Here is a 20,918-nt window from a genome sequence, read left to right on the forward strand (position 1 = left end):
TCCTGCCGTTCCGATGCGGGGTTCCGAGGGCGCCATGCAACTGTCAGATATTCCAAGTTTCTTTGGGCTACAGAGCAACCGGCTGTTCACCATCCAGACGCCCATGAAGGGCCGGTCCGACTTGGTGCTCGTCGATTTTCACGGTACCGAGGGCTTATCCCGGAATTTTGAGTTCCATGTTCGGCTCGCCTCTCAAGACTCGAATATCGAACTGAAAAAGCTGATCGGTCAACCTGTGACGATTACGTTACAGCTGACCGATGCGCTGGCAAGTTCCGAAGAACGGTACTTCCACGGCTACGTGGCCAACTTCACACACCTCGACCACGACGGCAGCTTCACTGTCTATGGCGCGACGCTCGTGCCATGGCTCTGGATGCTCTCGCGCAGTCGCGACATCCGAATTTTTCAGGAAGAGAATACCGAGGCAATTCTTTCGAAAATCTTTCAGGAATACGGAAAAATTGCATCGTTCGAGTTTCGGTTGTCGAGGGCGACGAAGAATCGCAGCTACTGCACGCAGTACCGGGAAACCGACCTGGAATTCGTCGAGCGCCTCATGCAGGAAGACGGCCTGTTCTTCTTCTTCGAGCACGCGAACGACAGCCACAAGCTGATCATCTCGGACAACTCGATTGCCGCGAAGCCGATCAGCGGCCGCAGCCCGGTGCTGCAGTACACCAAAGGCGAAGCACTCGACAACCTGGCTGTCGTCACGTCGTTCCAGGCGAGCCGGCAACTGGAGTCCAGTAGCGTCGGATTGAAGACGTTCGACTACAAGGCGCCACACGCACGGCGATTCGTGTCGGGCGGAACCGAAGTCAACCAGGGCGAAGTGCCATCGTACGAAGTCTACGACTACCTGGGCGAGCACGGCTTTGCCGACAGCGATCGCGGCGAAGCGTTGACGCGTTTCAGGACGCAGGCGCTCGCCGCACACAGCAAGATTTTCGTCGGGACCAGCACGAGCCGGCGGTTGTCGCCGTGCCAGTATTTCGAGCTCGACGATCACTACGACCACAGCAACGCCAAAGCCGAGGACCGTCAGTTTCTGCTGACGACGGTCTCCCACAGCGGCACGAACAACTATCAGGCCGGCGAAGGTGCGGCGAACTACCAGTGCAGTTTCACCTGCATCCGCAAGAAGATCCCGTATCGCCCGGCTTTCACGATCGAGCGACCGTCGATCATCGGTCCTCAAACTGCTGTCGTTGTAGGGCCGGAAGGCGAGGAAATTTACACGGACAACCTCGGCCGCGTGAAGGTGCAGTTCCATTGGGATCGGCTGGGCAAGCGCGATCAGGGCAGTTCATGTTGGGTGCGCGTCGGGCAGCCATGGGCCGGTCGCGGATTCGGGATGATCCAGATTCCGCGGATAGGTGACGAGGTGGTCGTCATTTTCCTCGACGGTAATCCGGATAGACCCCTGATTATCTCGAGCGTCTACAACTCGGGGAACATGCCGCCGTGGGGATTGCCCACGAATGCGACGCAGAGCGGAATTCTGACCCGCTCGACCAAGACCGGGAACGTCAACACGGCCAATGCCATTCGCTTCGAGGACAAAAAGGGCTCGGAGGAGGTCTGGTTGCACGCCGAGAAGGATCAGCGCCTCGAGGTCGAGCATGATGAGTCGCACTGGGTCGGCAACGATCGCAAGAAGAACATCGACCACGACGAGACCGTGCATGTCGGCCATGACCGAACCGAGACGGTTGACAACAACGAGACCGTCACGATCGGCGTGGATCGTACTGAACGCGTCGGCAGCAACGAGACGCTGACGGTTGGGGGTAATCGGAACGAGACGATCGAGGGCTGGCAAAACCTCCTGATTGCGCTTGCCTCGGCCGAGACGATCGGGCTTGCCAAGGCGTTGACAATCGGTGCCGGCTATACCGTGACGGTTGCCGGCGCGATGAACACGGCGGTAGGTCTCGCTCAGGCGGAAGAAATCGGTCTGTCAAAAAATACGGTCGTCGGCAAGACCTGGTCGATCAGCGCCGGCGATCGGCTCGAGATCAAGGTCGGCAAGGCGCGCATCATCCTTGAGAGCAACGGGAACATCGCGATCAGCGGGGCTACGCTGTCCATCGATGGCTCGGGTCCGGTGAAAATCAGCGGAAATAACGTGGATATCAATTCATAGGGGGCCTCGATGGGAGTCGCAGAGCAGATTGCCGCATTCAGCGTTGCGCAGCCGGTTCAACGAACGGCGGAACTGGTTCTCGGAACCATAGTCAAGGTCGAGTCGAATCGTGGCGTTTGGATCGACTACGCTGACAACCCATACCGAACTCCGCTTGTCGCGATTTGCGCCGCGAGTGTCGCTGCCGTCGATGTCGGGCGCGAAGTAGTACTGGCGTTCGTGCAGGGCGACCCGGGCCAACCTATTCTCATGGGCCTCCTGCGGCGGCATGGCGTGAGAAATCAGGCCGAATCCGAGGCCGGCGTTCATGCCGTCATACCCGCCACGGACACCGCCACCGCTACGGAAGCATCGCATGTGTGCCTCGAAGCCATCGAAGCGATGACGCTGAAGTGCGGGCAGGCAAGTCTCACATTGAACAAGGACGGGCGCGTCATTGTTCGCGGGACGAATGTTGCGACCTATGCTGACGGTACGCTCCGGTTGCGCGGAGCCGTTGTCGAGCTGAACTGAACTCGACATGTTGCAATTGCAAAATGTGACGCCGTTTGCTGCGGAACGGGCCGTGCAGTTCGACCGACAAGGGGGGCACCTTTGGGTCGTGGTTGTCAAGGCAACTTACGATCTGCACCCTGACGGCACGCTGTCGCTGTCAAAGCAGCAGGAGCCGGTGAAAACGCATCCGGAGTATTTCGGGGAACAGGGGCACTCGACTTTGAGACGAGATGCCGAAATCGTGTTCGCGCATCCGGGTACGGCCATCATGGTCAACGGTTCCGCATGCGCGCCCGAGGGTGAACCCTTGCGTGAGCTTGACGTCGGCGTCTCGGTCGGACCGATGCATCGAGTACTCAAGGTATTCGGTGCGCGTCACTGGGAGGCTGGATTCTTCGGGCTGCATATGACCGAGCCGGAACTGTTTTCACGTTGGCCGTTACGTTACGAATTTGCCTACGGTGGAATGAGTCCGCGGCAAGAGGAATGGTTTTCGGACAATCCGGTGGGCATGGGATTCTTTGTGGACCGAGACGATGCACGCGATGGCAAGCTGCCCCATATCGAGGATCCGCGCTGCCTGATCAAATCGTGGAAAGATCGACCCGCGCCGGCCGGTATGAACGCGATTCCGCCAGCGTGGCCGGCACGTGCGCGCCTCGGTGGCACGACCGACGAGCAGTGGATCACGACGCGCGCGCCGCTGGTTCCAGACGATTTCGACGTAGCGTTCTTCAACGCGGCCTCTCCGGGCATGGCGACAAACGTTCCGCTGCGCGGCGGCGAACGTGTTGTGCTCGCCAACCTTACGCCGTCGACAAAGATCGCATTTCGGCTGCCTCGCGTGCACTTCAATTTGTTGACGACGATGGAGGGCCGCACGGTTCGGCAACGCACGCAACTGGACCGCGTCATCATCGAGCCGGACGACAGCCGGGTGGTGATGGTTTGGCGCAGTGTCCTGCCATGCGGGCGCGATGCTCGTCGTGTGCAGGCCACGTATGTCGATACCAGGAAGGATCTGCACACCGGGAGATTTTATGGTGTTTGACAGCCCGATCATGGTGAGCGGATTCGGTGCGTGCACGTCGGTGGGCTTGTCCGCCGCCGAATCCTGCAACGCCGTACTTTCGAGCGTGTCACGCATCGCGCGACACAAACGCTACCCGTATGCCCGCAGGGGTGGCGCCATTGCACTGGCGAAGCAGGAGTGTCTGGATGACAACATGGCCTGTGCTTCGCGAATGACGGAACTGGCTCATCGCGCACTGTCCGATTTGTTGTCTCGTCACGCTCATATCCTGAGCGCAGCCGGCGGGATGTCGGCACGGGGCATTCCGGTTCTGCTTTCACTCCCCCCGGAGCGTCCTGGGCTGTCGCACGCAGATATCGCTTCTGTCGCCGGGGAAATCTGCAAGTCGATGCCGCAATTTTCCCGTAGCGGGAGTCGTTTTTTTTGCAGCGGCCATACGGGGTTTATCGCGGGCCTGGCCAAATCATTCGACATCCTGACGGCCGGAGAGGCGGATTTTTGTATCGTCGGCGGTGTGGATTCACCGCTCGATATGGATTATCTGCATTGGCTCGACGATACCGATCGACTCAAGCACCAGGACAATCCGTTCGGCATGGTTCCTGGCGAGGGTGCGGTTTTTGCCCTTCTGCGGGCAGACGCGGGGCGAGCGTCGGCGGAGAACACGCCACGCGTCGTGTTGCGCGCCGTTGGTTTCGCTGCGGAAACCATGCCGTGGTATGCCGATCATGCCTCGCGTGGCGATGGCCTGACAGCTGCAATCTCGCAGTGTTTGTCTACAGGCGTCCGGGTGGACAATTGCTATGGCGATCTGACCGGCGAGACCTGGCGCAGTGCGGAGTGGGATTTCGCGTTTTTGCGCAACGGCCGCCAATTCGCGCACCCGCTCGATATCAGCCACCCGGCGGACATCTGGGGAGACACCGGCGCGGCATCTGCGGCAATGCTGTGCATGTTGGCGCACGACGAATTAATGGATATCGTGACGCCGCGGCGACATTCGCTGATTTTTGCCGCGTCCGACACCAGGCTGTCACGCGCAGCCTGCCTGCTTGAACGTATTGGTTCTGATGGAGAGGGGGCGTCATGGCATCTACAGTAATCGTCAACAAGCTGACCAATGTTCATTCGAAAAGCGGAGGGGTGGCGACCTGCGCAGCACCCGACTTCTGCAAGACACCGGGCGCCGGCGTTGTGCCTTATACGAATGTTGCGTTTTCGCGCGATCTCGTCAATGGATCGAAGACCGTTCGTACGAATGGGGTTCCCGCAGCGCTGAAAGAGTCGGAGTTCAAGCCCAGCTATGGCGACGAGCCAGGTGTGGGGGGCGGCGTGGTGTCGGGGGTCAACCGCGGATGGGCAAAATTTACGAACTACAGCTACGACGTCAAGATCGAGGGGCGCAATGTCGCGCGGCTCTCCGATCCCATGATGATGAATGGCAACAACCCGAATACCAATACTCCTGCCGAGGTGCAGTCAAATCTGCTCGATCAGGGTGGAATTCTTTGCCGCATTTTTTGCTGGTGCGATGCGGGGAACGATGGTGGTGATTTCGTCAAGATCAAGAACGTGCCAATGGGCGGGATAACGGCTTGACGCTCGGAGATTCGATATGCCCAAGATGTCGGCGAAAGAGAAATGCTTCCAGGAAGCATGGGACAAATACAAGGACGCAACCGGCAACAAGGACTTGGATATCGAGTCCCAGAAGCCTTGGGGGCAACGTTCCGACGGCAGCTGGAACAGCAACTATTCCAGCTGGCAGCACTTGCTCAACAGTTTTCTCAAAGGGTCGACCGAACAAATGCGCTTTCCGGACCTCACGGTGACTAACGGAGGGAAAACGAGCGTACTCGATCTGAAGTTCACGCGATCCGATGGAACCGTGGATACCTGGCGGACGAACCCCGGTGCGGGTAATGGCAATTTGCAGCGTCAGGACTACAACACGATCAACGAGCAGGAGAACGGCGGACGTAATCCGTACTCCAATGAGGATCCGAGTCTGGACCCTGAGAAATGCGGGTGCGGAAAGGGGACCAAAGTCCAGCAGGAAGAGGTCTTGAAGCAGGTTCCCGTTCCGGGCATGGGGATGTATGGCATGCCGCTTCTGGAATATCCCGGTGGGTTGCCATCTTTCGGCCTGGGTGGGGCCGGGGCTGGCGGGATGGTGCCCGAATTCGTCATTCCGTGAGGAGCATGATGCAAGACGCAACGAATCTCGGCTTCGAAAAGGCCGATGTCGCTTTGATCAGTCCGTGCCTGTTGTTCGAGTGGGCGATGGAATTTGACGAAGGTCCTGAAATCCTCGATTTCTACAGGCGTGCGCGTGAAGCACTGGGCGATCGTCTGACGCACTACAACACCGGTGACGGACGCTGGAAACCCATCAACAAGCGCTCGGAAAGCCTCGTTGCGACCTGGTGCGAAAACCCGGTCCCGTTTCCGAAAAAATTCTATTGCCTGATGGAAAACGGTGCCGACGTGGGGGCGACGGCCAGCAGCCTGAGGATCGACTTCGCCCATCGTCCCTATGTCGAGCCGGCACCCGCCGAACTGAAGCAATGGCGTGCGACCGAGCGGCGATCGCTCCCGATGCACACCATGCTCAATCTGACGTTGCCGCTCGACCATCCGCTGGTGACCGGCAATCGTGTCGCGGACTGGTTGTGCGAGTTCGATATCGTTGCGAACAGACGCTTCATTTCGGGGTCCTGCGGGTTTGGTCTCAACTTTCCCATCAATTTTCCGTCACCCGATCTCGATTCGGAGACCCGCAACCGGGTAGCTGCGCTGATGCAGCGATACCCGGGGTTTGATGTCGTGAGCGTCATGGTCGGTGTGGGCAACAAGTTGCGGCAGCGTGACCCCGAGTTCACGGAGCGGCATCAGGCGGCTATGGCGCGCCCCTATCTGAAGCGGGCGAACTGGTTGACCTTCCTGAGCGAGAATCAGGTCGACTGGATCGGCGGCCTTTCGGGGATCGAGGAGCGCATTGCCGGAACATCGGTGCGTCTGCGCCAGCTCGAACATGGTGTCTGCTTGCAGGCCGCGCCGGAGCCGCAGCTTGGGGATGCCTCGCGCGACGACTACGTGATTGCATATGGTCCCGTGGCAAAACTGGTGCGGCCGGTCAGGCTCGATACGGTGGATGGCGGCCTGCTGCCGTGGGAGTTTCGACAGCACGGGGTGCAGGAATGGCTCGATGCCTTCGATCGATCGGATAACTGACGAGGTGTGAGTGATGCGAGTCGACATCACGGGGCAAGGCATGGGCGTCGCCTATCTCGAGAAGAATGCGGAGGGTACCTCGCTTGAGACCTCCGATCTGGTCATGTCCGATCCGATGCCGCTATTTGCCCGGTACATCGATCTCGGCTTTTATGTGAGCGACTCCGGCGAGAATCGTCACGCATCCGTGGAGGTTATGTCGTCGACGTGGGATCCGGCGAGCGAAACGCAACGTTGGTGCCTTGCCACGGAGCACATGCCTGACTGGCAGTTGCGTATCGCGACCAATCTTCTCGCGGCCATGGGCATTCGATCCAGCATCGTGCAAGTCGAAGAATTTGACGTCGGTTTGGTAGAGCGGGCGCTTGTTGTGGATCAAGGGGCATGGCCGCAACCTCTGGTCGAAGCGCCATTTACGTTCGCACGGCAACTCGACGAGCGTGACTCGATTCGCGGGTGCGAAGTGCACATTGAATTCGACCAGCCCCTCACCAAAGATGTCGCAGCCCCGATCTGTACCGAGATCGAGACTTGGGCGAACGTTGTCGCCCGGAGCGGCTTTGCTCCACCCGGCATCGATCCGGCCAATGCCGGAACGTTCGCGAGCGGCCCCTATCAGTACGACTCGCATACCATTGCTTCGAGTTTCGACTACGTCTTCAGAGTCGATCTGGCATGCTTCGACGCGCTCGTTGGCTATCTGTCGAGAATGCATCGTGATGGTCGGCGAATCCGCGGACTGACAGTGTCCTGATGCCATGTCCGATAACAACGAACTGTTTTCCGAACGTTTCTGCACGGAGCACCTTGAGGAAATCGCGCATCTGGACCGGGTCCGCGAGCGGGCCTTGCTTCTGTCGGATTTTACGCTCGGTGATTTCGTCCGAATGGACAGGCGCCTGCTCGGCCACTTGAGAGGTTTGACGTTACGCGAAGCGATGGCGTGGCGATGCATAAGGAATTACATCGACGTTCAAGGGGCCAAACCTGGTGTGTTGTTTGCGGCAGGCATCGTTGCGTTCGCGGGCGGCGATCAACAACGACTCGAGGAATATCGGGCATGGTTGGACGATCGGGTGCCGCGTTATCCATTGATGGAAAAAATTGCAAGATGGATCGCGCCTGCCTGGCATCGGATCGGTGAGTTTAGCCTCGCCCGGAACGATAACGGTCTCGACGTCATATGGAGGCTGACCGCGGCAGCAACGCCCGGGGAGGCTGATGATGTCATTGCGTCCACCCCAAGGAATTCGACACCAGAAGTTTTGACGGCGATTGCCAATACGGTACGCAAGTTCGGATTACAGCGTTTTGCGGCCGATATGACGATCCTGCTGGAACATCAGGACCAAGCGGTAAGGTGCGCAGCGTTGATGGCGCTGCTTCGGCTCGATGATGCCGCAGCGCTCGATCGGCTTTGGGGCGCTCAGTGGGCGGATCTGGAATGCCCCGAACTCTTTTATCGTGCCATGACCGCCTTGCCCCCGTCCGATGTTCCCGCATGGATCGAACGATTGGAGAATCAGGGGTGGCGCCGCGAGGCGCTTGTCTGTACCGCTTTTTCCGGATTGCCGGCGCTGCTTCCTTACCTGTCCGGCAAAATCGACGCCCCTCAATTGTCGACGTTGGCAAGGCTGTGCCACGTCGCTGTTGCCGGATATCAACCTGCAGGGAACGTATCCGATCCAAAACGAATCGACAGTGATGATTCCAGCGTCGAATTTGCCCCCATCGATCAGCCGGAAATGTTCTTTTTCCACGAGGGGAATCATCGGTATGAATCGGGTGGAGCAGAGTCGCAAACAGGTGACGCATCATCGGATAGTCACGTTGTCGCCGGCCGAGCGATAACGACGCAACACGCTGTTTCGATACTTCGAAACGGAATGCAGCTACAGCGCGTCATTGCCGGATATTGGCTCGAGGGTCGGGAGGGGGGGATTCGCCTCGACCCCATGGCACCGGGTTTTTTCCAGGCCCAGGAGCTTTCGGTGACGATGCGCAAATTTGTGTAAAGGGCAGTTTCGAAAACCTCCCCGGGTAGTTAGCCAAGTACCGCGGTGCCGGTGGCTCGCGTCCGAATATCCACGGCAGTCCAGCCTGCGTTGCAGCTTCATTACTATCGATTAGAACAAATAGATAGTCTTGTTCAAATACTGCAAAAAAGGCCCTTTTTTGCCAACCTACAAGACATTCCCCGCCCATCGCACCCCAAATAAACCCCCTTGACGACATATCTTTCGATATATATCTTTAGATATGTTTTACGACATATAGGACATGATCATGCGACACAACCCCTCCCGCGGCCATGCCCGATGCGACGGTCATGGCGCGCATGCCCGCCCTGACTGGTTCGCAGGTCTCTGGTACGCGATCGGCCGCCACCGTCGCGGCCACGATCCTTTCGGTGGCGGCCCGTTCGGCGGCCGTGGCGGGCGCGGCGGCTTTGGCGATTTCGGCGACGACGGCATGCCGCGCGGCCGCCAGTTCAGCTCCGACGATCTCCAGTTGCTGCTGCTCGCGCTGGTTGCCGAGCAACCGAGCCACGGCTACGAGCTGATCAAGGCGCTCGACACGCGTTCGAACGGTTTCTACAGCCCGAGCCCGGGCATGGTGTATCCGGCGCTCACGTATCTCGAAGAAGTCGGCTTCGTCGCGTCGCAGGCGGAAGGCAATCGCAAGCGCTACGCGCTGACCGACGCCGGCCGCGCACATCTCGACGCGCAGCGCGAACGCGTCGACACGCTGTTCGCGCGCCTCACGCACCTCGCCCGCAAGATGGAATTCATGCGCCGTGCGTTCGCCGGGGAATCGGCGGGCAACGACGCGCAGGACGAATCGCAGGCCGGCTGGCTGCCGGAGTTCGTCGAGGCGCGCGTCGCGCTCAAGCGGGCGCTGCTGCACAAGAGCGCAGCCGGCCCCGACGAACAGCGCCGTATCGCGGCCATCATGCGCCGCGCGACGGCCGAAATCGAAGGCGGCACCGGCGCGTAACCCGCGCCGCCCCGTCAAAAACCAAGGAGTACGGATCGATGCAGAACACATCCGAGCGCACCGTCACCCGCGTGCGCCATACCCTCAAGTTCCGCCTGCTGCAGGTCCTGCGCGTGCACGCCGTGACGCCGCATCTGCTGCGCGTCACGCTCGGCGGCCCCGATCTCGCGGATTTCGAATCCGCATCGTTCGACGATCACGTGAAGGTGTTTTTCCCGCCGCCCGGCGCCGAACGGCCCGCGATGCCGACGCTCGGCGCGAACGGCCCCGAGTTTCCCGAAGGCGAGCCGAAGCCGGTCGCGCGCGACTTCACGCCGCGCCGCTTCGACCGCGCCGCATGCGAACTGGATCTGGAATTCGCGCTGAACCATCCGGGCCCCGCATCGCAGTGGGCTGCGCAGGCACGTGTCGGCCAATGGCTGGGTATCGGCGGGCCGCGCGGTTCGTTCGTCATCCCGACCGGTTTCGACTGGCATTTGCTGATCGGCGACGATACGGCACTGCCGGCTGTCGCACGGCGTCTCGAGGAACTGCCCGCCGGTGCGCGCGCGGCGGTCGTGCTGGAAGTCGCGGATCGCACCGCGCAGATTTCGTTCGATACGCGTGCCGACGTGCATGAAATCTGGCGCTTCCGCGCCGAAGCCGACGCGGCGCACGGCGACGTGCTGCTGAATGCGGTTCGCGACCTGCCGCTGCCGCCGTCCGGCGACGGCTACGTGTGGGCGGCCGGCGAAGCGCTGTCGATGCGCGCAGTGCGTCAGCACCTGACCGGCGAGCGCGGCGTCGACAAGTCGCGCATCCGCGCGGCGGCCTACTGGAAGCGCGGCACGGCGGCCGTGCACGAAACGCTGGAAGATTGATGCGACGGGCATCCGGCATACGGGCACCCGGCGACGGGCATCCGGCTGACTGATACCCGGCTTACGGGCACCCGGCCGGCAGAAGGCGGGGGATGCGACCGTGGCGCCTGCGCACCGACGGGCTTGGCATCGGCATCGCGGCTGGTATATATGTATGTCTGCGACGCCGCTATCACGCGACAGCCGCCGCAGCCCGCCCAGGAGCGCCCGGTCATGACAAAAGAAAGCCACGCTTCGCCTTTCCTTCGCAACCTGAAGATCGCCGGCTATTGCGGCCTCGCCGCGGTCGTACTCGCGCTGTTCGTCGCGATGTGCGCGATCCTGAAGGAAAGCGCCCTTGAGCGCGACGCCGCGCAGCACCCGGCCGATACGCCCGAACTGCACGATGCGGGCGGCGGCCCGTCCACATCGGCCGAACCGGCCCGCGCGCCCGGTTCGCCCGGCTGACGGCGTCCTGCCCGGCTTCCTTCCGCTTACGGCGCGTGCCGACGCCCCATCACGACCGCGTGCACCGAATCGCCGAATCGTTCGAGCAGCGCAGTCACGCGTTGCCCGTACAGGTGCGCGGCCAGTGCGCCGGCCGTACCGACCAGCACGCCGCCCGCCATGTCGAACGGCCAGTGCACGCCCGCATAGACGCGCCCCCACGCAATCGCCGCGGCCATCGCGGCCATCACGAACCCGGTGAGCCGGGTCGTGCCGCCGACCATCAGGCCGACCGCCATGCTCCATGCGAACGTCATGTGATCGCTCGGAAACGAACTGTCCGGCACGTGCGGAATCAGTTGCGTGCCGACGCCGGCCATGAACGGGCGCGGCGAGAACCAGAAGTGTCCGAGCACCTGCGCGAGCGCGAGCGCCACGAATACGCCGACGCCGGCTTCGATCGCCTGGCGCCGCGTCGGGCGGGCGCCGAAGATCCAGGTCAGCAGCAGCATCGCGGGCAGCGCATAGACGAGCCAGTCGGCGGCGAAGACGGCAAGGCGGGCCACGCCCGGCTGCGGCGCATGCCCGGCGTTGATGGCGGAAAAGAGGGCGAGATTGAGGTTCTGCATGAATCCGGTTGCGTGGGACGTAAAGATTCGACCGGTTACCCGGTCGGACAGGAACGATGCTAGGGCGCGCCCGCTTAAGCGATGCTTAATGCGGCAGACCTGCGGGACAGGGCGCGACCGCCGCGGCGAACGCACTTAGAACCTGCAGTGCAACACAAGTTCACGAAATTGTCATATTCCAGCGCGACCGCTTCCCGGAAAGGCTCACCTGGCATCCCGTAAAGGCTCACCTGTTTCACATCGTGGCGTCATCGACGCGTGCGAACATCGGGGCGCCGGGCGCCATCCAGGCCGTTTGCGTCATTCGTCTCAATATTTACGCCGTAAATCTCTCGAAATCGGCAACAATTAATTCCAGATGCGGCATCGCACAACGGCAACGCACAGGCATACGATTACGAGCACTCATCCACGAAGCGATCAACAACAAGGAGTCCGCATGAAACCCAGCGATGTCCGATCGAAAGCGTTTGCGATGCCGTTGACCAGCCCCGCCTTCCCGATGGGCCCGTACCGTTTCGTCGACCGTGAGTTTCTGATCATCACGTATCGCACCGATCCGGATCGTCTCCGCGAAATTGTCCCCGAGCCGCTGCAGGTCACCGAGCCGCTCGTGCATTACGAATTCATCCGCATGGCCGATTCGACCGGCTTCGGCGACTACACCGAAAGCGGCCAGGTGATTCCCGTCGAATACAACGGCCAGCCGGGCGGCTACACGCTCGCGATGTATCTCGACGATCACCCGCCGATCGCCGGCGGCCGCGAGCTGTGGGGCTTCCCGAAGAAGCTCGCGTCGCCCACCCTTCACGTGAACACCGATCACCTCCTCGGCACGCTCGACTACGGCAAGGTGCGCGTCGCGACCGGCACGATGGGCTACAAGCACAAGGAGCTCGACATCGCCGAGCAGACCAGGCGTCTCGCCGGCCCCAATTTCCTGCTGAAGATCATTCCGCACGTCGACGGCACCGCGCGTGTGTGCGAACTCGTGCGCTACTACCTGCAGGACATCAAGATGAAGGGCGCGTGGACAGGCCCCGCATCGCTCGAGCTGGCGCCGCACGCGCTCGCGCCGGTCGCCGACCTGCCCGTGCTCGAGATCGTCGAAGCCCGGCACCTCGTCGCAGATTTGACGCTCGGTCTCGGCGAAGTCGTCTACGATTACCTGGCTCAGTAACACGTCCGCAGTCCTTTCTCCCTGTCAAACCTTTCACCACGGGAATTCGAAATGAGCAACCTGAATGGCAAGACCGCAGTCGTCACGGGCGCCGCGAGCGGCATCGGCAAGGAAATCGCACTGGAGCTCGCGAAAGCGGGCGCGGCCGTCGCGATCGCCGACCTGAACCAGGACGGCGCAAATGCGGTCGCCGACGAGATCAACAAGGCAGGCGGCAAGGCGATCGGCGTCGCGATGGACGTGACGAACGAGGAAGCCGTGAACAGCGGCATCGACAAGGTTGCCGAAACGTTCGGCTCGGTCGACATCCTCGTGTCGAACGCGGGCATCCAGATCGTCAACCCGATCGAGAACTACGCGTTCTCCGACTGGAAGAAGATGCAGGCGATCCACGTCGACGGCGCATTCCTGACGACGAAGGCCGCGCTCAAGCACATGTACAAGGACGATCGCGGCGGCGTCGTGATCTACATGGGTTCGGTGCACTCGCACGAAGCATCGCCGCTGAAGTCGGCGTACGTGACGGCCAAGCACGGCCTGCTCGGCCTCGCACGGGTGCTCGCGAAGGAAGGCGCGAAGCACAACGTGCGTTCGCACGTCGTGTGTCCGGGCTTCGTGCGCACGCCGCTGGTCGACAAGCAGATTCCGGAGCAGGCGAAGGAACTCGGGATCAGCGAAGAGGAGGTGGTGAAGAAGGTGATGCTCGGCAACACGGTCGACGGCGTGTTCACGACGGTGCAGGACGTCGCGCAGACGGTGCTGTTCCTGTCGGCGTTCCCGAGCGCCGCGCTGACGGGCCAGTCGTTCGTGGTCAGTCACGGCTGGTACATGCAATGAAGCCGCACGCCCGCACCGAAAAGCAGGCCGTCGATGAGACGGACCTGCACGAAGCCGGCGCGCCGACTGCTGCGCGGTCGCTGCCGTACGAAACGATCGCGCTCGTCCTGCAGGGCGGCGGCGCGCTCGGCGCGTATCAGGCCGGCGTGTTCGAAGGGCTGCACGAGGCGGGCATTCCGCTCGACTGGATCGCGGGCATCTCGATCGGCGCGCTCAACACCGCGCTGATCGCCGGCAATGCACCCGAGCATCGCGTCGAGCGGCTGCGCGAGTTCTGGGAAACGATCTGCCAGCCGGCGTTCTTTCCGGCGATTCCGGCCGCGTTCGAATTCGCGCTGTTCAACAGCATCGACCAGATCCGCACGTTCTTCACCGCGTCGCAGGCTGCAAGCGCGATGATGCAGGGCCAGCAGGGCTTCTTCTCGCCGCGCTTCCCGCCGCCGCTGCCGGGCGTGTCCGACCATCCGGAAAAGATCAGCTGGTACGACACGTCGGCGCTGCGCACGACGCTGCTGAAGCTGTGCGACTTCGACCGGATCAATTCGGGCGAGACGCGCATATCGGTCGGCGCGGTCAACGTCGGCACCGGCAACTTCGTGTACTTCGACAACTCGCGCATCCGTCTCGCGCCCGAGCATTTCATGGCGTCCGGTGCACTGCCGCCCGCGTTCCCGCCGGTCGAGATCGACGGCGAGTATTACTGGGACGGCGGCGTCGTGTCGAACACGCCGCTGATGGAAGTGCTCCGCGCACGACCGCGCCGCGACACGCTCGCGTTCCAGGTCGATCTGTGGAGCGCACGCGGGCCGCTGCCGCGCACGATGGCCGACGTCGCCGAACGCACGAAAGACGTGCAGTATTCGAGCCGCACGCGTTTCGTCACCGATACGCTGCAGCGCGAACAGCGCTACCGCAACGTGCTGCGCCACGTGCTCGAGCAGGTGCCGGAAGAGCAGCGCAAGAACGACCCGTGGTGCGTCGAGGCCGACGCGATGTCGAGCGGGAAGAAGTACAACATCCAGCACCTGATCTATCAGCAGAAGGCGTACGAGCATCACTACAAGGACTATCAGTTCGGTCTGTCGACGATGCGCGACCACTGGTCCGCAGGTCTCGACGACATCCGCAAGACGCTCGCAGTGAAGGACGGCCTCGCGCTGCCCAACAACGACGCGGGCTTCGTGACGCACGACATTCACCGCCGCCGGTGATGCCGTGTGCGACGGATCGGCGCGATGCATGCGCCGGTCCGTCCTCTTCTCCGATTCGACATGCCGATTTTCATCGCACTGTTCGCGCTCATCGCCATGGGATGGGGCGCGGTTCACCTGTTTCACGTCATCGCCGCGCAGTTCGGGCAGCCGGTCGCGATCGCGGCCGCCGTGCTCGCCGCCGCGATCCTGATCGCGCTGGTCGCGTGGTGGATCAAGCGCCGCCGCGACATCGCACCGAACACCAGGGAAGAAGGCTGGACGCACGTCGTGCATCGCGCGTGGGGCGAGTTGCGCCTGTCCGCGACGCAAGGGCTGCTGTGGCTGTCGCACGACGGCGCGGACGGCCGTTATACGCTGTCGCAGCTCGACGGCTGCCAGGCCGCGCCGATCGGCGGCCGCTGGCATCTCGTCGTGCGCGTGCGCGACGCGGTGCGCAGCGAATGGAAGCTGCCGATGACGGACAAGCGCGATGCGCAGCGCTGGGCGCGCGTGCTGATGCTGGCGAAGGACAACCGGCTGTGACAAGCGAACGGATCGGCGCCGTCGTCGCGCAAGTTCAATGGTGATTTGCACGACGTCGCGCGCCTCACGTTTCGACTTTGCGCGCCTGGCCGGTCACCCACGGTTCATCTCCCCGTAAAAGCTCACCTTTGGCCGTTCTCAGGCCGTATCGTCACCCGCTGCGGCATTCAGGCCGGCCAGCGTCTCCACCAGAAAATCCACGCACACGCGCACTTTCGCCGACGCCGCGACGCGTTCCGGATAAACCGCCCAGATGTTCGCGGGCTGGATCGCGTCCGGCAGCACGCGGCACAACGCGCCGCGTTCGATCAGCGGCCCGGCTTCCCAGATCGAGCGCAACACGATCCCGCGCCCGGCCAGCGCCCATTGCACGGCCACCTCGCCGTGGTTCGTCGACAGTGCGCCGCCAACCTTCACCGTGGCCGTTTCGCCGCGCACGTTCAGCCGCCAGACGCCGAACGGGTGATCGCGCTCCTTGATCGCGAGACAGTCGTGCGACGCGAGATCCGCGAGCGAACGCGGCGTGCCGCGTCGTGCGAGATAGTCGGGCGACGCGCACAGCACGCGGTAGTTCGCGGCGAGGCGGCGCGCGATCAGGTGATCGGAGATGTCGTCGCCGATGCGCACGTCGAGGTCGTAGCCTTCGCCCGCGACGTCGACGAGCCGGTCGAACAGATCGAGCCGCACGTTCAGTTGCGGATAGCGTGCCGAGAAGTCGAGCAGCGCCGGCGCGACGACGTGCCGGCCGAAGCCGAAGCTGCTCGAAATGCGCAGCGTGCCGCGCGGCACCGTGCGCGTCGTCGACACGTCCTCGACGAGATGATCGACGTCGTCGAGAATCTTCTCGGCGCGCGCGAACACGCGTTCGCCGGCTTCCGTGACCGTCACGCGGCGTGTCGACCGGTGCAGCAGGCGCGTGCCGAGCTGCGCCTCGAGCAGCGCAATGCGCTTGCTGACATAGGCGGGCGACACCGCGAGCTGCTCGGCGGCCGCACTGAAGCTCGTCAGGCGGACGACCAGGCTGAACACGCGCAGGTCGTCGAGGTTCGGTGATTTGTTCACGATTCGTGGAAAGTCGATTAACCTTTCGCACGATTCTAATCCGAATGGAAATAAATAGAATGGCGTGACGTGCCACTGCATCCCCGGCAGCAGGCCAACCAGCCAAGGAGCTTTGCATGACCGACAGGACCTACAGAATTGCCGTGATCCCCGGCGACGGCATCGGCCGTGAAGTGATGCCCGAGGGCCTGCGCGCGCTCGACGCCGTCACCGCGCGCTTCGGCATCCGCTTCGACTTCGTACAGATCGACTGGGCAAGCTGCGACTACTACGCGCAGCACGGCACGATGATGCCGGACGACTGGAAGGCGCAACTGTCGGGCATGGACGCGATCCTGTTCGGCGCGGTCGGCTGGCCCGCGACGGTGCCCGATCACATTTCGCTGTGGGGCTCGCTGCTGAAATTCCGCCGCGAGTTCGACCAGTACATCAACCTGCGGCCCGCGCGCCTGTTCGACGGCGTGCCGTCGCCGCTCGCCGGCCGCCGCCCGGGCGACATCGATTTCATGATCGTGCGCGAGAATACCGAGGGCGAATATTCGTCGGTCGGCGGCACGATGTTCGAAGGCACCGATCGCGAAGTCGTGATGCAGCAGTCGATCTTCACGCGTCACGGCACCGAGCGCGTGCTGAAATTCGCGTTCGAGCTCGCGCAGCGGCGCGCGAAGCGTCTCACCGTCGCGACGAAGAGCAACGGCATCGCGATCAGCATGCCGTGGTGGGACGCGCGCGCGGCCGAGATGGCCGAACGCTATCCCGAGATCGCCGTCGACAAGCAGCACATCGACATCCTGTGCGCGCGCTTCGTGCTGCAGCCGGACCGCTTCGACGTCGTCGTCGCATCGAACCTGTTCGGCGACATCCTGTCGGATCTCGGGCCGGCCTGTACGGGCACGATCGGCATCGCGCCGTCGGCGAACCTGAACCCCGACCGCACGTTTCCGTCGCTGTTCGAACCCGTGCACGGCTCCGCACCCGACATCGCGGGGCAGTACATCGCGAATCCGGTCGCGATGATCTGGTCGGCGGCAATGATGCTCGACTTCCTCGGCAACGGCGCGGGCCGCGAACGCGAAGCGCACGATGCGATCGTCGCCGCGATCGAGGACGTGCTGCGCGCCGGGCCGCATACGCGCGATCTCGGCGGCAACGCACGGACGCAGGAAGTGGGCGAGGCGATCGCCGCACGGATTGCAGGCTGACGATCAGGCCCGGCGCGAGCGATCGCGCCGGGAAACCACTTCACGAATCAGGCGGCGGTGAGCAACACGCGATGCGGTTGCACACCCGCGCAGGTTCCGATGCGTGCGTGGTGAGGTCGAGCGGTGAGCAACGACACACCACCACGCGCACTGCTTGCGCTGACTCAGGTTGAAATCGATCCGATCGGTGAGTTGCACGTCACGTTCACGCACACCGGTCAGCAACAGATTGTCGAACCGGTTCGATCGGTGAGATGCATCGCGTGGTGAAGCACACCGCTGCGCGCCGATACTTGCATCAAGCGATATCGGCGTGAGCGACGTGTCCGATATGCCCGGTGCGATACCGCATCGATCTGCGCGAAGCGCACAGTCCGACGCGACATTTCACCTGGTCCCGAAAAACCTCACCTTCAGCGCATCGCCTCCCGAATTTCCTCACCTTCGGACTCAGGTGATGCGTTCGCCGATCCGCTGAACAGGCGCGGCGACAACGTCACAGTCCGAGATCGGACAGCCCCGGATGATCGTCGGGACGGCGGCCGAGCGGCCAGTGATAAAGACGATCTTCCTCGCGAATCGGCAGGTCGTTGATGCACGCGTAACGATGCGCCATCAGGCCGTTTTCATCGAACTCCCAGTTTTCGTTGCCATACGAACGGAACCAGTTGCCTGCATCGTCATGCCATTCGTACGCGAAGCGCACCGCGATGCGATTGCCGCCGAACGCCCACAGCTCCTTGATCAGCCGGTAGTCGAGTTCGCGCGTCCATTTCCGCTGCAGCAGCCCGACGATCTCGTCGCGGCCGGTCACGAATTCCGCGCGATTGCGCCATTGGCTTTGCGGCGTATAGGCGAGCGACACGCGCTGCGGGTCGCGCGTATTCCAGCCATCCTCGGCGGCGCGCACCTTCTGGCGCGCCGATTCGAGCGTAAAAGGCGGAACGGGCGGACGGACTTCGGGGGAAGCTGACATGAGTTGCTCCTGTTCAGGGTTCTGGCCGCGGACGCCCGCGGCCGGTTCGGATTCGCTGCACCGACTACCGCGAAACGGTGTCGAGCAGCAGTTCGGCCGTCGCGCGCGCATCGCGCGCGGCGTTTGCATCGCCGCTGACGAGCGCCACGCCGATCGCGCCGTCGATCAGCACGAGCCACTGACGCGCTATGCGCGCGAGCCCGCGGCGCTCGATTCCCGTTTCGTCGGCATACGCATCGAACCGCTCGCGCACGAATGCCAGCAGACGCGCCTTGTGCATACGCGCGACGACACGCACGGGATCGTCGGCGTCGGGAATCTCGCCCGACGCGTTCAGGAAAGCGCAACCATGAAAGTCGGGCTGCCCGAACCAGTCGCGCAGCACGTCGAACATGCCGAGCAACTGCGCGCGCGGCGCCTTGCCGCGCGCATGGGTGGCGTCGACGAACCAGCGCATCCAGCGCTCGTCGCGGCGTTCGAGCGCGGCGACTACCAGTGCCTCTTTCGATTCGAACTGCGAATAAAAGCTCTTTCGTGCCGCGCCGGACCGCTTCACGATCGCGTCGACACCCGTTGCGTGGATGCCGCCCGAATAAATCAGCGCTTCGGCCGCGTCGAGCAGCCGGTCGCGAACGCCCGGTTCGCCGGAAGTGTCGTGTGGTGTGTTCATGCGTTTACGGTAGAACGATCGTTCTCCCTCGTCAACTCCTGTGTGAAAAAGCCATGTCGGCGGGAGGGCTGATTCGCGGCCTGACTGCGCGGCCGCCGTGCGATGCAGCCCACCGCGTTTACGACATTTTTTCTTGAAGCGGATACGCGACGCTCACTACACTTCCGTCACCCTGTCTGGGCGAAAGGACATCATGCAGCGACCGGAATCCGCGCGCCCCGCGCGCGCCTATGCGGCTTATGCCAAGCGGCTCGACGGCCGCATCGTCGTGCGGCGCTTCGATCCGCGCAGCGATTCGTACGACACGCTGACCGCGCTGCTGCATCGTGCGTTCGCGCCGCTCAGCGCGCTGGGCTTCAACTGCCCGTGCGTCGACCAGCCGGCATCGGCGACGCGCGAACGCGTGCTCACCGGCGAGTGCTTCGTCGCGCTCGGCAACGCGCATCTGGTCGCGACGATGACGATGCATTCGCACGATCCCGATTCGCGCTGCGATCCGTATCGCAGCCGGCGCGTCGCGACACTCGGCCAACTGGCCGTCGATCCCGTCTGGCAGGAACGCGGCATCGGCCGCTCGCTGCTCGCGTTCGCGCAACGGCGGGCTGCCGCGCGCGGCGCGACGCACCTCGCGCTCGACGCGCCGTACGCGGCGGTCCGGCTCATCGTTTTTTATCGTCGCGAAGGATTTCAACCGGTCGACGTGATGCGCTTCCCGGGACACAACTACGACAGCGCGATCCTGTGCAAATCGGTCGGCGTCGCGGACGACCGCATGCGTGCCTGCGACACGGCGCAGATCGACGTTGCGCGGCAAGCCGGTGCGGCGTCATGAAACACGACGTGCCGAAGCACGATGGCGACGACGATCGCGCGCAGCTCGCCGTGAGGCAGGCACGCGTGCGTGCGGCGCTGCGGCTGCGCGGCGTGATGAAGCTGACGATCGTCACGATCGCGGTCGCGCATGCGCTGACGTTCGCGTTCGAAGGTGTGCTGGTGGCAGCCGGTTTCGCGCCCGAAGCCGCGACGTTGCTGCTGTTCCGCTTCGTGACCTGCGCGCTCGTCAGTTTCTGGCTGCAAGCCGATGCGTTGCGCGCCTATCGGTACGCGGCGCAGCACGGATTCGTTACGGTTTCCGGCATGGACGGCGATCTGATCGACGTTGCCCCGCAGTGCCCGAAGCGCTGGCTCGTCGTGTTGAATCTCCAGCTCGAACCGCGATGGTTGAAGGGTGAACAGAACAAGTAGCGGTCTGCGCACCGCTCGATGCAGATTGCCTGGCGTATGAGTGAGTCGTGACGAGGTTCACCGACTCACGGTTGACGTCCCGGTTCGGCACGGCATCGCACGCGATGTGTAGCGAGCGATTGCTCGACAAGCGAAGCAGGGAAGCGTGCGGAAGAGGCAGAACAGGCGCCGAATGGCGTGATGGGGG

23 protein-coding genes are annotated in these 20,918 nt (G+C 62.9%); 19 read left to right on the forward strand and 4 right to left on the reverse strand.

Annotation, left to right across the window (positions count from 1 at the left end):
- Positions 1–34 precede the first annotated feature (34 nt).
- The 12 genes from ABD05_RS21265 (at position 35) to ABD05_RS21320 (ending at position 11,215) form a co-directional block, all read left to right on the forward strand.
- Positions 35–2,149: a type VI secretion system Vgr family protein gene (locus tag ABD05_RS21265; protein WP_047903705.1), complete on the forward strand. Its 2,115-nt coding sequence runs from the start codon at positions 35–37 to the stop codon at positions 2,147–2,149.
- 9 nt (positions 2,150–2,158) lie between these two features.
- Entirely contained in the window at positions 2,159–2,662 is a 504-nt protein-coding gene (locus ABD05_RS21270; RefSeq protein ID WP_047902075.1) for a DUF6484 domain-containing protein, read from the forward strand.
- Positions 2,663–2,669: 7 nt separating this feature from the next.
- Positions 2,670–3,695 carry a DUF2169 family type VI secretion system accessory protein gene (locus ABD05_RS21275; RefSeq protein ID WP_053059959.1) on the forward strand — a complete coding sequence of 342 codons (1,026 nt, stop codon included), beginning with the start codon at positions 2,670–2,672 and terminating at the stop codon, positions 3,693–3,695.
- Entirely contained in the window at positions 3,685–4,779 is a 1,095-nt protein-coding gene (locus ABD05_RS21280; protein WP_047902076.1) for a hypothetical protein, read from the forward strand. Before ABD05_RS21275 ends, ABD05_RS21280 begins: the two co-directional genes overlap by 11 nt.
- Positions 4,764–5,276 (forward strand): DUF4150 domain-containing protein, encoded by a 513-nt coding sequence (locus ABD05_RS21285; protein WP_082146183.1) that lies wholly within the window; start codon positions 4,764–4,766, stop codon positions 5,274–5,276. The genes ABD05_RS21280 and ABD05_RS21285 overlap by 16 nt, the downstream gene beginning before the upstream one ends.
- A 16-nt stretch (positions 5,277–5,292) precedes the next feature.
- Positions 5,293–5,874: a hypothetical protein gene (locus ABD05_RS38350; protein ID WP_047902077.1), complete on the forward strand. Its 582-nt coding sequence runs from the start codon at positions 5,293–5,295 to the stop codon at positions 5,872–5,874.
- Positions 5,875–5,879: 5 nt separating this feature from the next.
- A complete protein-coding gene (locus tag ABD05_RS21295) occupies positions 5,880–6,911 on the forward strand; it encodes a type VI immunity family protein (RefSeq protein ID WP_047902078.1) in 1,032 nt (343 codons plus the stop codon).
- Between the two features lie 13 nt (positions 6,912–6,924).
- On the forward strand, positions 6,925–7,665 hold the full coding sequence (locus ABD05_RS21300; RefSeq protein ID WP_047902079.1) for a hypothetical protein: 741 nt from the start codon (positions 6,925–6,927) through the stop codon (positions 7,663–7,665).
- A 4-nt stretch (positions 7,666–7,669) separates the two neighbouring features.
- Complete coding sequence (locus ABD05_RS21305) at positions 7,670–8,926, forward strand: HEAT repeat domain-containing protein (protein WP_047902080.1); 1,257 nt, start codon at positions 7,670–7,672, stop codon at positions 8,924–8,926.
- Positions 8,927–9,197: 271 nt separating this feature from the next.
- Positions 9,198–9,908, forward strand: a complete 711-nt coding sequence (locus ABD05_RS21310; protein WP_047903708.1) for a PadR family transcriptional regulator — start codon at positions 9,198–9,200, stop codon at positions 9,906–9,908.
- A gap of 38 nt (positions 9,909–9,946) precedes the next feature.
- Complete coding sequence (locus ABD05_RS21315; RefSeq protein WP_047902081.1) at positions 9,947–10,768, forward strand: siderophore-interacting protein; 822 nt, start codon at positions 9,947–9,949, stop codon at positions 10,766–10,768.
- Positions 10,769–10,981: 213 nt separating this feature from the next.
- On the forward strand, positions 10,982–11,215 hold the full coding sequence (locus ABD05_RS21320) for a hypothetical protein (RefSeq protein ID WP_047903709.1): 234 nt from the start codon (positions 10,982–10,984) through the stop codon (positions 11,213–11,215).
- A gap of 26 nt (positions 11,216–11,241) precedes the next feature.
- Here the strand turns inward: ABD05_RS21320 and ABD05_RS21325 are convergent, their stop codons facing one another.
- A complete protein-coding gene (locus ABD05_RS21325) occupies positions 11,242–11,823 on the reverse strand; it encodes an undecaprenyl-diphosphatase (protein WP_047902082.1) in 582 nt (193 codons plus the stop codon).
- 439 nt (positions 11,824–12,262) lie between these two features.
- Here ABD05_RS21325 and ABD05_RS21330 point away from each other — a divergent pair, with 439 nt between their 5' ends.
- Genes ABD05_RS21330 through ABD05_RS21345 form a run of 4 tightly spaced genes read left to right on the forward strand, consistent with a single transcriptional unit; the run spans position 12,263 to position 15,576 of the window.
- Positions 12,263–13,003: an acetoacetate decarboxylase gene (locus ABD05_RS21330; protein ID WP_047902083.1), complete on the forward strand. Its 741-nt coding sequence runs from the start codon at positions 12,263–12,265 to the stop codon at positions 13,001–13,003.
- Positions 13,004–13,054: 51 nt separating this feature from the next.
- Positions 13,055–13,840 (forward strand): 3-hydroxybutyrate dehydrogenase, encoded by a 786-nt coding sequence (locus ABD05_RS21335; protein ID WP_047902084.1) that lies wholly within the window; start codon positions 13,055–13,057, stop codon positions 13,838–13,840.
- Entirely contained in the window at positions 13,837–15,051 is a 1,215-nt protein-coding gene (locus ABD05_RS21340; protein ID WP_047902085.1) for a patatin-like phospholipase family protein, read from the forward strand. The genes ABD05_RS21335 and ABD05_RS21340 overlap by 4 nt, the downstream gene beginning before the upstream one ends.
- A 60-nt stretch (positions 15,052–15,111) precedes the next feature.
- The gene (locus ABD05_RS21345; RefSeq protein WP_047902086.1) at positions 15,112–15,576 is read left to right on the forward strand and encodes a hypothetical protein; all 465 of its coding nucleotides are present in this window, start codon (positions 15,112–15,114) and stop codon (positions 15,574–15,576) included.
- Positions 15,577–15,714: 138 nt separating this feature from the next.
- Here ABD05_RS21345 and ABD05_RS21350 read toward each other — a convergent pair whose 3' ends face one another.
- Positions 15,715–16,638: a LysR substrate-binding domain-containing protein gene (locus ABD05_RS21350; protein WP_047902087.1), complete on the reverse strand. Its 924-nt coding sequence runs from the start codon at positions 16,636–16,638 to the stop codon at positions 15,715–15,717.
- Positions 16,639–16,754: 116 nt separating this feature from the next.
- On the opposite strand from ABD05_RS21350, the gene ABD05_RS21355 reads away from it, so the two are divergent.
- Entirely contained in the window at positions 16,755–17,840 is a 1,086-nt protein-coding gene (locus ABD05_RS21355) for a tartrate dehydrogenase (protein ID WP_047902088.1), read from the forward strand.
- Between the two features lie 496 nt (positions 17,841–18,336).
- On the opposite strand, the gene ABD05_RS21360 is transcribed toward ABD05_RS21355, so the two are convergent.
- Positions 18,337–18,816 carry a nuclear transport factor 2 family protein gene (locus ABD05_RS21360; RefSeq protein ID WP_047902089.1) on the reverse strand — a complete coding sequence of 160 codons (480 nt, stop codon included), beginning with the start codon at positions 18,814–18,816 and terminating at the stop codon, positions 18,337–18,339.
- 64 nt (positions 18,817–18,880) lie between these two features.
- Entirely contained in the window at positions 18,881–19,486 is a 606-nt protein-coding gene (locus ABD05_RS21365) for a TetR/AcrR family transcriptional regulator (RefSeq protein WP_047902090.1), read from the reverse strand.
- Between the two features lie 193 nt (positions 19,487–19,679).
- Between ABD05_RS21365 and ABD05_RS21370 the strand changes: the two genes are divergently transcribed.
- The gene (locus ABD05_RS21370) at positions 19,680–20,318 is read left to right on the forward strand and encodes a GNAT family N-acetyltransferase (RefSeq protein WP_047902091.1); all 639 of its coding nucleotides are present in this window, start codon (positions 19,680–19,682) and stop codon (positions 20,316–20,318) included.
- A complete protein-coding gene (locus ABD05_RS21375) occupies positions 20,315–20,731 on the forward strand; it encodes a hypothetical protein (protein WP_047902092.1) in 417 nt (138 codons plus the stop codon). Before ABD05_RS21370 ends, ABD05_RS21375 begins: the two co-directional genes overlap by 4 nt.
- The last annotated feature ends 187 nt before the right edge of the window (positions 20,732–20,918 follow it).

Origin of the sequence: Burkholderia pyrrocinia (genome assembly GCF_001028665.1) — a bacterium.
GTDB classification, from domain to species: domain Bacteria; phylum Pseudomonadota; class Gammaproteobacteria; order Burkholderiales; family Burkholderiaceae; genus Burkholderia; species Burkholderia pyrrocinia.